The sequence below is a fragment of the Ramlibacter sp. genome (assembly GCF_035548915.1).
In the GTDB taxonomy this organism is placed as follows: domain Bacteria; phylum Pseudomonadota; class Gammaproteobacteria; order Burkholderiales; family Burkholderiaceae_C; genus Ramlibacter.
On record NZ_DASZSE010000020.1, the window covers coordinates 1 to 13671 of the forward strand.

13 protein-coding genes and 1 pseudogene are annotated in these 13671 nt (G+C 67.7%); 5 read left to right on the forward strand and 9 right to left on the reverse strand.

Translation table 11 applies throughout. The features are described from left to right. The 3 genes from VHA82_RS06155 to imuA all read right to left on the reverse strand — a co-directional run. Positions 1-2579: error-prone DNA polymerase (locus tag VHA82_RS06155; RefSeq protein WP_325541297.1), on the reverse strand; the 2579-nt coding region annotated here is incomplete at its 3' end. Then, positions 2572-3852, reverse strand: a complete 1281-nt coding sequence (locus VHA82_RS06160; protein ID WP_325541299.1) for a DNA polymerase Y family protein — start codon at positions 3850-3852, stop codon at positions 2572-2574. The genes VHA82_RS06160 and VHA82_RS06155, both read right to left, overlap by 8 nt. Then, a complete protein-coding gene (gene imuA / locus VHA82_RS06165; protein WP_325541301.1) occupies positions 3821-4564 on the reverse strand; it encodes a translesion DNA synthesis-associated protein ImuA in 744 nt (247 codons plus the stop codon). Before imuA ends, VHA82_RS06160 begins: the two co-directional genes overlap by 32 nt. A 112-nt stretch (positions 4565-4676) precedes the next feature. Between imuA and VHA82_RS06170 the strand changes: the two genes are divergently transcribed. Beyond that, a complete protein-coding gene (locus tag VHA82_RS06170) occupies positions 4677-5240 on the forward strand; it encodes a DNA-3-methyladenine glycosylase (RefSeq protein WP_325541303.1) in 564 nt (187 codons plus the stop codon). A gap of 207 nt (positions 5241-5447) precedes the next feature. Here VHA82_RS06170 and VHA82_RS06175 read toward each other — a convergent pair whose 3' ends face one another. From VHA82_RS06175 to VHA82_RS06190, 4 genes are all read right to left on the reverse strand, one after another. Beyond that, on the reverse strand, positions 5448-5999 hold the full coding sequence (locus VHA82_RS06175; protein WP_325541305.1) for a hypothetical protein: 552 nt from the start codon (positions 5997-5999) through the stop codon (positions 5448-5450). A 117-nt stretch (positions 6000-6116) separates the two neighbouring features. After that, on the reverse strand, positions 6117-7484 hold the full coding sequence (locus VHA82_RS06180) for a CoA transferase (RefSeq protein WP_325541307.1): 1368 nt from the start codon (positions 7482-7484) through the stop codon (positions 6117-6119). A gap of 16 nt (positions 7485-7500) precedes the next feature. Next, the gene (locus VHA82_RS06185; RefSeq protein ID WP_325541309.1) at positions 7501-8139 is read right to left on the reverse strand and encodes a 3-oxoacid CoA-transferase subunit B; all 639 of its coding nucleotides are present in this window, start codon (positions 8137-8139) and stop codon (positions 7501-7503) included. Between the two features lie 12 nt (positions 8140-8151). Beyond that, a complete protein-coding gene (locus VHA82_RS06190; protein WP_325541311.1) occupies positions 8152-8847 on the reverse strand; it encodes a CoA transferase subunit A in 696 nt (231 codons plus the stop codon). 97 nt (positions 8848-8944) lie between these two features. Here VHA82_RS06190 and VHA82_RS06195 point away from each other — a divergent pair, with 97 nt between their 5' ends. Next, positions 8945-9490, forward strand: a complete 546-nt coding sequence (locus VHA82_RS06195; protein WP_325541321.1) for a PAS and helix-turn-helix domain-containing protein — start codon at positions 8945-8947, stop codon at positions 9488-9490. 14 nt (positions 9491-9504) lie between these two features. Here the strand turns inward: VHA82_RS06195 and VHA82_RS06200 are convergent, their stop codons facing one another. Then, on the reverse strand, positions 9505-10434 hold the full coding sequence (locus VHA82_RS06200) for a hypothetical protein (protein WP_325541313.1): 930 nt from the start codon (positions 10432-10434) through the stop codon (positions 9505-9507). 109 nt (positions 10435-10543) lie between these two features. Here VHA82_RS06200 and VHA82_RS06205 point away from each other — a divergent pair, with 109 nt between their 5' ends. The 3 genes from VHA82_RS06205 to VHA82_RS06215 all read left to right on the forward strand — a co-directional run bounded on the left by VHA82_RS06205 (position 10544) and on the right by VHA82_RS06215 (position 13113). Next, entirely contained in the window at positions 10544-11695 is a 1152-nt protein-coding gene (locus VHA82_RS06205; protein WP_325541315.1) for a succinylglutamate desuccinylase/aspartoacylase family protein, read from the forward strand. 12 nt (positions 11696-11707) lie between these two features. After that, positions 11708-12286, forward strand: a complete 579-nt coding sequence (locus tag VHA82_RS06210) for a peroxidase-related enzyme (RefSeq protein WP_325541317.1) — start codon at positions 11708-11710, stop codon at positions 12284-12286. 365 nt (positions 12287-12651) lie between these two features. Then, positions 12652-13113, forward strand: a complete 462-nt coding sequence (locus tag VHA82_RS06215) for a CesT family type III secretion system chaperone (protein WP_325541319.1) — start codon at positions 12652-12654, stop codon at positions 13111-13113. Positions 13114-13304: 191 nt separating this feature from the next. Here VHA82_RS06215 and VHA82_RS06220 read toward each other — a convergent pair. Then, positions 13305-13671: pseudogene (locus VHA82_RS06220) on the reverse strand (hypothetical protein); the annotation flags it as partial.

Sequence of the window (13671 nt, forward strand, 5' to 3'; positions counted from 1 at the left end):
AATTTCGAAGCGAAATTGGAATCTGACCCCAATTTGTCCGGTTCCAATTTGCTGTCCCAATCGCTGAACGACACGTCCGGCGGCAGTACCTCCACGCCATGCCGCTTCGCATCCTGCACGAGCTGCGAGGGCGAATAAAAACCCATCGGCTGCGAATTGAGCATCGCCGCGAGAAAGGCCTCCGGCTCGTGGCACTTCAGCCAGCTGCTCTTGTACGCGAGCAGCGCGAAGCTGTACGCATGGCTCTCCGGAAATCCGTAGTCGCCGAAGCCCTCGATCTGCTTGAAGATCGCCTCCGCGAAAGCGAGCTCGTAGCCGTTCTTCAGCATCCCGCCGATCACACGATCGCGGAACTTGTCGACGCCGCCCTTGCGCTTCCACGCGGCCATCGCGCGGCGCAGCTGATCGGCCTCCGACGCGGTGAAGCCCGCCGCGACCATCGCGATCTGCATCACCTGCTCCTGGAAGATCGGCACGCCGAGCGTGCGCCCGAGCGGCCCCTGCAGCTCGGGCTTGGCGTATTCGATGGCGAGGCCCTGGCGCTGCCTGTCGCGCGCCTTCAGGTACGGATGCACCATGCCGCCCGTGATCGGCCCCGGCCGCACGATCGCGACTTCGACCACGAGGTCGTAGAACACCGTGGGCTTCAGCCGCGGCAGCATCGACATCTGCGCGCGGCTTTCGATCTGGAACACGCCCACCGTGTCGGCGCGGCGGATCATCTCGTACGTTTGCGGGTCGTCGTCGGGAATGTCGTAGATCGTGAAGGGCGTTCCCCTGCGGATCGTGACCAGTTCCAGGCAACGCCGGATCGCGGTGAGCATGCCGAGCGCGAGCACGTCCACCTTCATGAGGCCCATGTCCTCCAGATCGTCCTTGTCCCACTGGATCACGGACCGATCCTTCATGCTCGCGTTTTCCACGGGCACGAGCCGCGTGAGCTTCGACTGGGTGAGCACGAAGCCGCCCACGTGCTGGCTCAGGTGCCGCGGAAACCCCATGAGCTGCGCCGAAAGTTCCAGCCACTGCACCGCCTGGTGTTCCGTGATCGACACGCCTGTGTGCTCTGCCATCTTCCGCAGGCGCTCCGGCGCGAGCCTGTCCTCGAACCAGTAGTGATCCTTCGCGAACGCATCGATCAGCGCTTCGGGCAAGCCGAGCGCCTTGCCCACGTCGCGCACCGCGCTTCTCGTGCGATAGGTGATCACCACCGCCGCGATGGCCGCGCGGTCGCGCCCGTACTTGGCGTAGATGTACTGGATCACGTCCTCGCGCCGCTCGTGCTCGAAGTCGACGTCGATGTCGGGCGGTTCGTTGCGGCGGTCCTTGCTGATGAAGCGCTCCAGAAGCGGCTGCGAGAGCATCGGGTCCATCGCCGTGATGCCCAGGCAGAAGCACACCACGGAGTTCGCGGCCGAGCCGCGCCCCTGGCACAGGATGCCCTTGCCGCGCGCGAACCGCACGATGTCGTGCACGGTGAGGAAGAACATCTCGTATCCGCACTCGGCGATCAGCACGAGTTCCTTTTCCAGCAGGCGCTGAACCTTTTCCGGAATGCCTTGCGGATAGCGTTGCGCCGCGCCCTCGTACGTGAGCATGCGCAGGCCTTCGGTGGGCGTCATGCCCGCGGGCACGGTTTCGAGCGGGTAGTTGTAGCGGATGCTTTCGAGCTCGAAGGCGCTGCAGCGGCGCATGACTTCGAGCGTGGCCGCGAGCAGGTCCGAAGGAAACGTCTCGGCCAGCCGCGAGCGGCGGCGCAGATGCCTCTCGGCATTCGCCTGCAGCTCCATCCCGCATTCGTGCACGGGTTTGCCCACCCGCACCGCCGTGATCACGTCCTGCAGGGGCTTGCGCGATCGCACGTGCATGTGCACGTTGCCCGCGGCCACGAGCCGCACGCCGCTCGCGCGCGCGGCCTCGCGCATTTGCGAGAGCCACAGGTCGTCGTCGGCGAGATACGGCAATTCGACCGCAAGCCACAGGCTCGCGCCGTACCACTCCTTCAGCTGCACCAGGCGCCGCTGCAGCGCATCGGGATCGAAGCCCGCGCGCTCGGGCGCATAGAGGATTTCGCAGCCCCGCAGGAGCGCAAAGCAGCTGAATTCCCAGCCGACGCTGTATTCGCCCTTGGGCGCGCGAGTCGTGCGCGCGGCGGTGATGAATTCGCACAGGCCGCCCCAGCCTTCGAGGTCGCGCGCGATGGCAACGAGCCGGCCCTCGCCGAGGTCGAACTCGCTGCCGAAGAGCAGTCTGAATTCGCGCAGGCGGCGCTCTGCGGGAGATTCCTCTTCCAGCTTCGCGATGAATTCGCGGTATTCGTTGAAGCCCGACCACGCCCGCACCACGCCCGCCACCGAACATTCGTCGGTGATCGCGAGCGCGTCGTAGCCGAGGTTGTAGGCGCGCCGCACGAGTTCCTGCGGATGCGATGCGCCGCGCTGGAAGCTGAAGTTGGAAAGGCAGTGCAGTTCCGCGTAGCGGGGCAGCACGTCGGGTGTTTCGGAGCCGGTGCCGAGCACGGGCGGAAGCGAGCGTTCCTCGTCGACCGAGGAACGCGGCTTGAAGGGTTGTTCAGGCATAGAGGCCTTGCAGGTACCAGCGCGAGCGGCCCGTGCTGGCGGGGCGTTCGCGAAAAATCCAGACGAGGCCCGCTTCGTCGCTGGAGGCGATGAAGTAGTCGCGCAAGGCGGGGCCGTTTTCCTCCCACCAGCCGGTTTCCAGGCGATAGAGGCGCGTGAGCCTTCGAAGCGGGCCGTGGTAGTGGGGGACTTCGGCTTTGACTTCGAGCGGGATGGGGTGAGGCAGGAGCCAGGTGGGGTAGATGGGGGTGCTGGGGGAGGTGGTGCCGCGCGTGCCCCTCACCCCCCTCGCCGCCACCCACTCCTGCATCCGCTCCGGCCGATGATCCTCATGCGCCACGGGCACGCGCACATTCCCCTCCCCCAGCCGCACGCTCAACCGCTCCACCAGCTGGTGCAGCTTCTCGCCCTTGCGGTTGTCCTCGGGCAGCAGGCTCGTGGTCACGCCGCCCCACGGCACGGTCTCCAGCGAGCGCAGCCGCAAGTGATTCGCCGGCGCCGCGATCGCACGCCGCGAAAGATGCTCGCTCACGAGCCGGCGCAGATGCGCCATGTCCTGCGTCGGCTGCGCGGTGCGCACTTCGAGCTGCTCGCAAGGCGGCAGCGGCTTGCCGTCCAGACGCTTCAGATCGAGCGTCCATTCGAGCTCCAGCGCGAGCACGCCGCGATTGCGCGCCTGCAGCCACAACTGCAGTTGCGACAAAAGCCGCTGCCCCGTCCACATCAGCTCCGGCGCGCTGCAGGCGAGCGCGGGCAATTCGAGCTTCACGTCGAAGTGCTCGGGCAGCGCGATCCACGCATGGCTTTCCGGCTGCGCGCCATAAGCGTGATCGAGCGCACGCAGCAGCGCCGCGCCGAAGCGGCGCGACACACCCGCGCTCGGCAGCGCGCGCAACCCGCCCCAGGTGTTGCAGCCGATGCGCTCGAGGATCGGCAGATGATCGCGCGCGGCGCTGAGCGTGTGCACCGGCAGGCCGTCGGGCACGAATTCGGGGATGCGCTCGGGCGTGCCCTCCCCCCTCAGGCGCAGCAGCGCGAGCGCGACGAGCGACGTCGCCCCGCTCGCCCACACCGGCATCGACGACAGGGCTTCATGCGGCTTGAAGAGCTTGCGCAAGAGGCGCCTGCGCCCGCCCCACAGGCGCTCGCAGGCCGAGACCTCGAGCACGAGCGCTTCGTCGAGAAAAGCGACGCGGGGGGTGAACTGCAGTGCCCTCCATCCCCACGCCTGCCTTTCTTCTTCATGCGTGGGCCGCAGTGCGATCCAGAACATCGGATCGGCTCCTCGACGAAGGGAAAACGGCGGCGTCGCGCGCGAGCGCGCTCTTGCGCGAACGCAGCAGGGCCGCGAGGCGCGGCGGCTGCGCGGGCAGGCTCACGGCTTCGAGCAAAGGCGGACCGCGCCGCTTCAGGATGCGCACCTGCAGTTCCTGCGCACCCTCGATCATGAGGCGCAGGCGCGCGGGGCTCGCGTCGCTGCGTGAATGCAGCGTGCGAAACACGAAGAGCAATCGGCCGTGCTGCTGCGCGGCCATGTGCAGGCGCCGCAGTTCGTTCGCGTTCGAGCGCGGCAGCCAGGCGACCACGGCCGCGACTTCGGCGCAGCGCAACGCCTGTTCCGCAGCCCAGAGGCGCGCGGCGGACTTGTCCGCATCGACGCGCAGCAGCCGCGCGGGCGAAAGGCCCTGCGCCTGCAGGCTGGGGCCGAACGGCTCGAAAGGTGGACCCACCAGCACGATGGGCCCCGCTTCGCCCTGCGAGGCTTGCGAGGCCTGCGCGAGCGCGGGCAGGAGCAACTGCCACGCATGCTGCTGCGGCTGCGCCTGCAGAATCTCGATCAACGAGCCGAGCGGCCAGCCCGCGCCGGGCAGGCAGGCGTCGAGCTGCGCATGGCCCGAGGGCAGCGTCCTTTCGCTAGACTGCGCGAGTTCCTCGCCCCGCCACACGTGGGCGATGGAAAGCGGGGACGATACGGCGCGGAGCATGGCGGGGAAACGGGCTGAACGGTTCGAAGGCTGGCGTGAAGCGGGCTCGAAGCCCTGTCTGGCTATTTATACAGTGTTTTTCCCGGCGTGGGTAGGCTAATCCTTTTGCCTCATGACAAAGCCGATGCACCCGGCCGATTTCGCAGGTGATTCGCACGAGGTCGCGCAATCGCTGATCGGCGCCGTCTTGCTCGTGGGCGGCGTGGGAGGCCGCATCGTCGAGACCGAGGCCTACGACCGCGAAGACCCCGCGTCGCACAGCTATTCGGGGCCCACGGCGCGCAATCGCTCGATGTTCGGCCCGCCGGGGCGCGCGTACGTGTACCGCTCCTACGGCATCCACTGGTGCCTGAACTTCGTCTGCCGCGAGGAAGGGCACGGTGCCGGCGTGCTGATCCGTGCGATCGAGCCGCTGCGAGGCATCGACACGATGCGCGAAAGGCGGGGCCTGCACGACGAGCGCCTGCTCTGCGCCGGCCCGGGCCGCGTGGGCCAGGCGCTCGGGATCACTCACGACATGAACGGGATGCGGCTCGATCGCAAGCCTTTTCGCGTGCTCGCGCGCGAAGGCGATGTGGAGATCGTCGCGGGGCCGCGCGTCGGTATCAGCAAGGCAGCCGACGTGCCATGGCGCTTCGGGCTGAAGGGTTGCGCCTTTCTCAGCAGGCGATTCTGAGAGGGCTCCGGCGCGAAGCTCCGTTATCCCCGCTTCTCTTCGTCGTCCCTCGCTTCTTTCCGTCGCGAAGGCGGGAAACCGAGGTATTGGACGTCATTCCCGCGAAGGCGGAAGCCGAGGTATTGGACGTCATTCCCGCGAAGGCGGGAATCCAGGGCGTTGGGAAGCTTCGGGTCCCCACCTTCGCGGGGACGACGACTGGCCCCGCTAACGCCGGACCACGTCCCCGCGCAGCGCCTCGGCTTCCCTCGCAACACTCGGCGGAGCCGACACCACAGTCATGTTCGGCACGTCGACGCGCGCCGCGGCCTGCGCCGGCACGATCACGATGTTGCCTTCAAGTGGGCGATAGGGCACGCCCGCCGACTCGGCGTCTTTGCGCGTGGTCATGAGCGGCGCGGTACTGCCCCGCGCGCGCCTCACCGCGACCTGCTTCCGGGCGACCGTGCCAGGGGCGGGGCCGGCACCCATCACGGCCGTGCGGCTCGCTCCAGCCGGCGGTGCCGCGCCGACCTGCGCGAAGCTCACGGGCGTGCAAGCCGCGGCCTCGTTGAAGACCAGCATGCTGCCGGCCGGATAGCGCGCGGCGCGAAGCGCATCGTGCAGCTTCAGGCGCATGTCGACCGGTGAATGCTCGTCGTGGTAGAGCACGCGATTGCCCGGCCCGAAGACCGTGTAGCAGGCCATGGCGTTGCACGCCCAGAACGCGGCCGCGAACAGGACGAGACGCTTCGGCGAAAAAAGCTTTGCGAGATGCATGGCCAGACTCCGGCCGGTCGACCCGGCGGTGGGGACAACCCATCATCTGCGCAGGCAGCTTGCACCGCTTGCAGGCGGATTCGGGCTTTCGATGTCAGCGGCGGCCGAACCGGCTCATCACCATCGCGGCTCGTCCGTGCCCGGCGGAGCGGAACGCCGCGACCACGCCGCGGGCGTGCGCTCGAGCTGCGCGCTGTGACGCACCGCCCGCAGCGCCCCGAACCCCGAATCCATGGTTTCGAGCCAGGGATCGAAGGCGGGGCGCTCATGGCCGACACCTTCGGGCACGCGGCCGAGCGAGCGCACCCACTGACCCGTCTGCGCGAGCGAGACCTGCACGTGCCACGATCCGCCTTCGCGCTGCTGCCGCCCGAGCGCGGTCGCGGCGCCGAAGGCGATGAGATAGCCCGTCGCCTCGTCGAGGATCTGCATCGGCAGCGCACGCGGCTTGCCTTCGCCGAACGCTTCGCCTTCCGCGTGGTTGAAGCCCATCGCGGTCTGCACGAGCGAGTCGAAGCCGCGGCGCGAGGCCCAGGGGCCTTGCGCGCCATAGGCGGAAAGCGACACGTACACGATGCCCGGCCGCCTCGCGGCGACGTGTTCCACGCCGAAGCCCAGCGCCTGCAGGCCCCCGGGCCGATACCCTTGCAGGAAGACATGCGCGTCCGCCAGCAGCGCCTCCATCGTCGCGCGGCCTTGCGGCTCGCGCAGATCGACGTGCGCGGAGCGCTTGCCCCGGCTCGTGTCGGCGATGGCCTCGATGTTCGGCAGGTGCGGCGAATTCACGAGCATCACGTCCGCACCGTACGCCGCGAGCGCCTTGCCGCCCACGGGGCCCGCGAGGATGCGCGTGAAGTCCAGCACGCGGATGCCCTCGAGCGGACGCTGCGTCTCGCCCAATGGCGGCAGCGCAATCGGCGGCGCGTCGCCCACGCGATCGATGGTGAAAAGCGGCTCGGCTGCCACTGACCGGCCGTGCGGTGTCGCGTCCCATTCGTCGAAGGTGCGCAAAGCAGTGGCCACGAGTCCGCCTTCCGCCGCGGCCGTCTCGAATTCGAGGGCCTTCCACCGCAGCATCGCCCGCTCGGCATCGGCGCGCTGAGCGCGCGCGGGGTCGAGCCCGATGAGCCTCAATGCGCCTTCGCGGTGATGCGCGAAGTTCGCGTGCACGCGCACCCAGCCGTCGCTGGCGCGGTACAGGCCGGAGAACTTGTCCCAGATCTCGGGCACGCGCCCATCGAGGCTGAACCAGCCGGTGCATTCGATCGCGGCGTGAAGCATGTCGACGTGCACGGCCTGGCGCGGCACACCGCGTGTGTGCCCCAGTTCGCACGCGCCGAGCGCGGCAGCGGCGATGCTGGATTGCGCGGCGGTGCCTACCGCAAAGGTCGATGCGAAGACCGGGTCTCGGCCGCTCAGCTGGGCGAATGCGAGCGCGTCGTCCGGCAGTCGCGCGAGTTGCCAGAGATGCCGAAGCGCTCGCACGGGCACCCCGCTGCCTTCACCGGATCAACTGCACTCCGGTCTTCGACTGCACGTGATCGAACGTCACCTCCGGTGCAAGCTCCACCACGAAGAGGCCCTGCGCCGTCACGTCGAACACACCGAGGTCCGTGATGATGCGATCCACCACACCCACGCCCGTGAGCGGCAGCGTGCACTTCGGCAGGATCTTCAGGTCCTCGGAGCCGTCCTTCTTCTTCGCGACGTGCTCCATCAGCACGATCACGCGCGGCACGCCGGCCACGAGGTCCATCGCGCCGCCCATGCCCTTCACCATCTTGCCGGGAATCATCCAGTTGGCGAGGTCGCCGTGCTCGCTCACCTGCATCGCGCCCAGGATGGAAAGATTGATCTTGCCGCCGCGGATCATCGCGAACGAATCGTGGCTGCCGAAGATCGACGAGCCCTTGATCGTGGTCACGGTCTGCTTGCCCGCGTTGATGAGGTCCGCATCCACTTCGTCGTCCTTCGGAAACGGCCCGATGCCGAGCATGCCGTTTTCCGACTGCAGCCACACTTCCTTGTCGCCGGTGTAGTTCGCCACGAGCGTCGGAATGCCGATGCCGAGGTTGACGTAGTAGCCGTCCTTCAGTTCCTGCGCCGCGCGCGCGGCCATCTGTTCTTGCGTCCAGGGCATGTCGATTCTCCTTCAGGCGCGGGTCGTGCGCTTTTCGATGCGCTTTTCGGGGTTCGCGTTGTGCACGATGCGATGCACGTAGATGCCGGGCAGGTGGATGTCGTCGGGCGCGAGTTCGCCCACTTCCACGATCTTCTCCACTTCGACGATGCAGACTCTTCCTGCCATCGCCACCGCCGGATTGAAGTTGCGCGCCGTGAGGCGAAAGCGCAGGTTGCCGCTTTTGTCGGCGACGTCGGCCTTCACGAGCGACACGTCCGGCACGAGCGAGCGTTCCATCACGTACGTCTCGCCGTCGAATTCGCGCAGCTCCTTGCCCTCCGCGACCATCGTGCCCACACCCGTCTTCGTGAAGAAGGCCGGAATGCCCGCGCCGCCGGCGCGCAGCTTCTCCGCGAGCGTGCCCTGCGGCGTGAACTCGAGCTCGAGTTCGCCGGCGAGATACTGCCGCTCGAACTCCTTGTTCTCGCCGACGTAGGAGGAGATCATCTTCCGGATCTGCCGCGTCTCGAGCAGCTTGCCGAGGCCGAAGCCGTCCACGCCCGCGTTGTTCGAGATGACGGTGAGGTCCTTCACGCCGGTGTCCTTCAGCGCCTCGATGAGCGCCTCCGGGATGCCGCACAGGCCGAAGCCGCCCACGGCCATGAGCTGGCCGCTTCGCACCACGCCGTCGAGCGCGGCATGCGCATTGGGGAAAATCTTGTTCACGCGAATCTCCTGTCAAACCCTGAGGCACCCGCCTCTTGCGCGTACGATACTACCTATTGCGCTACGTAGTACTCCGTAAATGCCAACCCCGACACCGCTGGAAGTCGACTACCGGCAGGCGTTCGATCTTGCGCCGGTGGGTCTGTGCCTGTCGCGCAATCGTGGGATTGTGGACTGCAACCAGCAGTTGTGCGAGATGTTCGGCTGGTCGCGCGAGAACCTGATCGGGCAGTCGTTTCTCGTGCTTTATCCGAGCGCGGACGAGTACGAACGCCTCGGCGCGCGCATGGCGCCGATCCTGAATGCCAAAGGCCACTACGCCGACGACAGGATCATGAAGCGCGCGAGCGGGGACGTGTTCTGGTGCCACGTGACCGGCCGCGCGCTCAATCGCGAAGAGCCGCACGAGGCGGGCATATGGTCATTCGAGGACCTGAGCGCGCGGCGTCCGGTGAAGGCGGAACTCACCGCGCGTGAACGCGAGGTGGCCGCGCGGCTGCTGGACGGCATGACGTCCAAGGAAATCGGCAAGACGCTGAAGATCAGCCACCGCACGGTGGAAATCTATCGGGCGCGCCTGATGCGCAAGTTCCGCGCGAATACGACGGCCGATCTCGTGCACAAGCTGATGGCGGGGGGATAGCGCAGCCTGCTGCGTCACGGCGCGTTCGGGTCATCCGCCGGGGCCCCGGCACGCTCCCACTTCGGCGCCGTGTCGAACTTCAGGCTCTCCTCGCGAGGGCTCTCCTCGCGAGGCCGCGGCGCCTCGACGGGCGCGGCCACTTCGAGAGCGCGCGCGTCTTGCGGCTGCACCGCCGGCTTCGCCTTCTTCCTCGCCGGCGGGCCGCCCATCGCGGTGGTCATCCACTGCGGCGGCAGTTGCAGCGTGTTGCGCTCCGCGAGCAGCACGCGCGGCACCGCGAGCACCGGGTCGGCTTCGGCTCCGAGTGCCGCATCGCTTTGCTGCGCCAGCGCGAGTCCCGCCGCGGCAAGGCGCGTTCTTTCGGCGTCGAGGCCGAACTTCATCCCATACGTCGTCACGCTCTCGGAAAACAGACTGTGCGCGCGCTTTGCGACCGCCTCGCGCAACTTGCCGTCGCCCGGCAGCGACTGCAGGTAGAGGTGCGCGAGCTGATACTGCGCGTCCGCGAGCCGCACCGGGTCGGCGCGCGCCACCTGCGCGGCCACGCGGCAAGCGGTGATGAATGCCGTCTCCGCATCGCGCGGCCGCTTCTGCGCCGCGGCATCGGCACCGACCGCGAGATAGGCGGGCACGTCGAGCGCGTCCGCGCCGCGCAGGTCCATCGGAGCTGGAAACTTGCCGTCGACCTGCGACGCGGCCACGAGAATCGGATCGAATTCGCAGGCTTGCGCGGCCGCCGCCTGCTGCGCGGCCGGAGCCACGGGCGCCGCGGCGGGGGACGCGACGGGGGTCGCGGCGGAGGTCGCGACGGGTTCGGGCGCCGGCGCCGCGTTCGCGGACTGCGCGCCCGGGTTCAGCCCGGACATCACCGCGGCGGCGAGGCAGATGCCGAAGACGAGCCCGCATGCGAAGACGAGCGAATGGCGCCGGGAAAAACCGTCCATGCGGCGCACATTAGCGCGGCGGCTCGCGACCCCGCGTCGGACAAAACCGACTCGGGCGGTGCAAGAATGGCGTGGCAGCACCCACCCAACAGACAGAAAGAGGAGTTCCGTGGCCCACAAGACCCATACGATCGACCTGCCCACGATGACGCCCGGCACCACGCGCGGCGTGGTCGTGCACCGCTTCGGCAAACCCGGCGCGCGTCCCAAGGCTTACCTGCAAGCCGCCATCCACGCCAACGAACTGCCAGGCGCCATGGCTTTGCACTACCTGATGCCCATGCTGAAGGAGGCGGACCGCAAGGGGCTGATCGAAGGCGAGATCGTGATCGTGCCCACCGTGAACCCGATCGGCCTCGCGCAGCTCGCGGGCAACATCCACCTCGGCCGCTACGACTTTCTCGGGCGCGAGAACTTCAACCGCAACTGGCTCGATCTTTCGAACGCGGTCGCGGACAGTGTCGGCGCGAAGCTCGGCGGCGATGCGAAGAAGAACGTGTCGCTCATCCGCTCGGCCGCCCTGGCCGAGCTCGGTGAGATGAAGCCGCAGACCGAGCTTCAGACATTGCGCTGCGAGATCATGAAGCTTTCGGTGGATGCGGACCTCGTGCTCGACCTGCATTGCGACCAGGACGCCGTGCTGCATCTGTTCGTTTCGAAGAAGGACGTGCCCGGCGCGGCCGTCGACCTCGCGGCCGACATCGGCGCGGAGGCAACGCTCTACAACGAGCCTTACCCCGAAGCCCTCACCTTCTCGGGTGTGCACGGGGGGCTCTGGGCGCGTCTCGCGCAGCGCTTCCCGGACGCGGCGATCCCGCAGGCCTGCACCTCGGCCACCGTCGAATATCGCAGCCAGCACGACGTGAGCCACGCGCTCGGCGAGTCGGATGCGAACAACCTCTATCGCCACCTCGTGCGGCGCGGCATGATCGCGGGCCGCGCCGGGAAGCTTCCGGCCCTGAAGCGCGAGGCGACGCCCATCGCGGGCATGGACGTCGGGTATTCGCCCGCGACGGGAATCACCGTGTTCCTGCAGGCGAAGGGCGCATGGGTGAAGAAGGGAGACCCCATCGCCGAAGTGATCGATCCGTCGGACCCGCGCGGGCCGAAGGCGCGCAAGCAGCTGAAGGCGCAGACCAACGGCGTGCTCTTCGCGGGCAAGCAAAATGGCAAGCTCGCGTGGCCGGGAGCGGTGCTCTACCGCATCGCGGGGGCCAAGCCGTTGCCGCATCGCAAGGGCTTGAGCGGGCTGGACGACTGAAGGAGCTTTTCGATGGCGAACCGCTACCCCGCCCCCGCGCTTGCGGACGTCCCTGAAGACATCCGCGCGCGCATCCTCGAAGTCCAGGACAAGGCCGGCTTCGTGCCCAACGTCTTTCTCGCGCTCGCGCGCCGGCCGGACGAATGGCGAGCCTTCTTCGCCTACCACGACGCGCTCATGCTGAAGGAGACCGGCTCGCTCACCAAGGGCGACCGCGAGATGATCGTGACGGCGACGAGCGCGGCCAACCAGTGCCTCTATTGCGTGGTCGCGCACGGGGCGCTCCTGCGCATCTACGAGAAGAAGCCGCTCGTGGCCGACCAGGTGGCCGTGAACTACCGCAAGGCCGACATCGCGCCGCGGCAGCGGGCCATGCTCGATTTCGCGATGAAGGTGTGCCTGCGCTCGCACGAAGTGGAGGAATCGGATTTCGACGCACTGCACGCGCACGGCTTCGACGACGAGGACATCTGGGACATTGCCGCGATCACGGCGTTCTTCGGTCTTTCCAACAGGATGGCGAGCTTTTCGAACATGATGCCGAATCCGGAGTTCTATCTGATGGGGAGGGTGCCGAGGGAGAAGAAATAGGAGCTGCCGACGCAAGCGTGGGGCGCCTCGCGGCCGGAGGCTGGAACCATTTCGGCCGGGGCGTTACGAAATGGCACTAGTCACTAACGGTCGAGGCCATCATGCCGTCATTCCCCTCCATTCTTCCTCCGAGCACGGCGAGCGCCGCGCAGGTCGGACGAGCTGGGTCGGCCGATGTCCCATCTGACGTCGCGGCGGACCGCCAGCTCTCCGCTCCCCAGGCGGCGCAGGGCGGAAATTCGGGAGAACCTCCACTGGCTCATTCCGATTCGACGTCCGGCGGATGACCGGCCGGCCACCGTCGCGCAGGCGAGTGAGCCTGGGCGCCCCTTCTTGAAGCAGACCGCAACCCACGAGCCAACGGCATGACTTCGGAACAGTACCAGACTCTCCTGCGCGAACTCGCCCAGCTCGGCGGGCTCACGAATCCCGCAGGCCTGCTGTCGCATGGCCGCGTGAAGATCGGCGAATACGACGCCCTGCTCGCCCACGAGCCCAGGTACGACGAGAACCTGCTGCAGGTGCGCATCCTCCTTGGCGGAATTCCGGTGCGGGGGGGAAGCAGCGTCGTGCGTGCGCTGCTCGAAGCGAACTACAAGGGCGGCTACGGCGGCGACTGCATCTTCAGTCTCTACCCGGAGTCGGATGACGTGATCGTGACGATGCGTGTGCGCCTCGAGCCCATGATGTCCGCGCGCGAGCTATGGCAGGAAATCTCCGATGCCGCGCGGCACGGCGGCAAGCTGTGGGACGAAGTCCTGAGCGCCGCCGGACCCTCGCACGGCAGTTTCATGCCGGAGTTTCGCGGCATGGCGCAGCGCATCTGAACGCGTCAGGGTATCGCGGGCCCGCCATCGGGCGACCGCGATTCGCGATTCGCAGGCGCAGAAAATCCCGCGGAAAAGGCGGCGGGTGCTGACGGCGACAAGACGCCAAGACGCTGCAGGGCGGGTGCGTGCCCTGGCGCGAATCCATGCCGAATACTCGCAGTCTCTCGGTCAGGAGCGCTGCCGGGGATTCAATGGAATCCGAACACCGCCTCCAGCGTGGGGGCGTCGATCGCCCGGTCGAACCATTGCCTCAGTTGCTGCGGATGCGCGCCGGCGATCTGAGCTTGCACGGCCTCGGACAGCTCGCCGAAGCGGCCTTTCAGGAGCCGGCACAGCATCTCGGCCTGGGCGCGCTCGATGCCTTGCTCGATGCCTTGCTCGATGCCTTGCTCGATGCCGCGTTCGATGCCCTGCTCGATGCCCTGCTCGATGCCTTGCTGCAGCAATTGCTGCTTCCACCGCTCCATTCGCTCGCCGATCATCTCCGGAATCTCCGTCAAGTCCTGCACCTGCGCCGGCTCTTCGCCCTCCGGCAGGTGCCGCAGCACCACGCGC

What these genes read in the sequence shown, in the direction of transcription:
- VHA82_RS06160 (WP_325541299.1), bottom strand. Translation starts at nt 3,852, where the DNA reads ATGTTCTGGATCGCACTGCGGCCCACGCATGAAGAAGAAAGGCAGGCG.
- imuA (WP_325541301.1), bottom strand. Translation starts at nt 4,564, where the DNA reads ATGCTCCGCGCCGTATCGTCCCCGCTTTCCATCGCCCACGTGTGGCGG.
- VHA82_RS06170 (WP_325541303.1), top strand. Translation starts at nt 4,677, where the DNA reads ATGACAAAGCCGATGCACCCGGCCGATTTCGCAGGTGATTCGCACGAG.
- VHA82_RS06175 (WP_325541305.1), bottom strand. Translation starts at nt 5,999, where the DNA reads ATGCATCTCGCAAAGCTTTTTTCGCCGAAGCGTCTCGTCCTGTTCGCG.
- VHA82_RS06185 (WP_325541309.1), bottom strand. Translation starts at nt 8,139, where the DNA reads ATGCCCTGGACGCAAGAACAGATGGCCGCGCGCGCGGCGCAGGAACTG.
- VHA82_RS06200 (WP_325541313.1), bottom strand. Translation starts at nt 10,434, where the DNA reads ATGGACGGTTTTTCCCGGCGCCATTCGCTCGTCTTCGCATGCGGGCTC.
- VHA82_RS06210 (WP_325541317.1), top strand. Translation starts at nt 11,708, where the DNA reads ATGGCGAACCGCTACCCCGCCCCCGCGCTTGCGGACGTCCCTGAAGAC.
- VHA82_RS06215 (WP_325541319.1), top strand. Translation starts at nt 12,652, where the DNA reads ATGACTTCGGAACAGTACCAGACTCTCCTGCGCGAACTCGCCCAGCTC.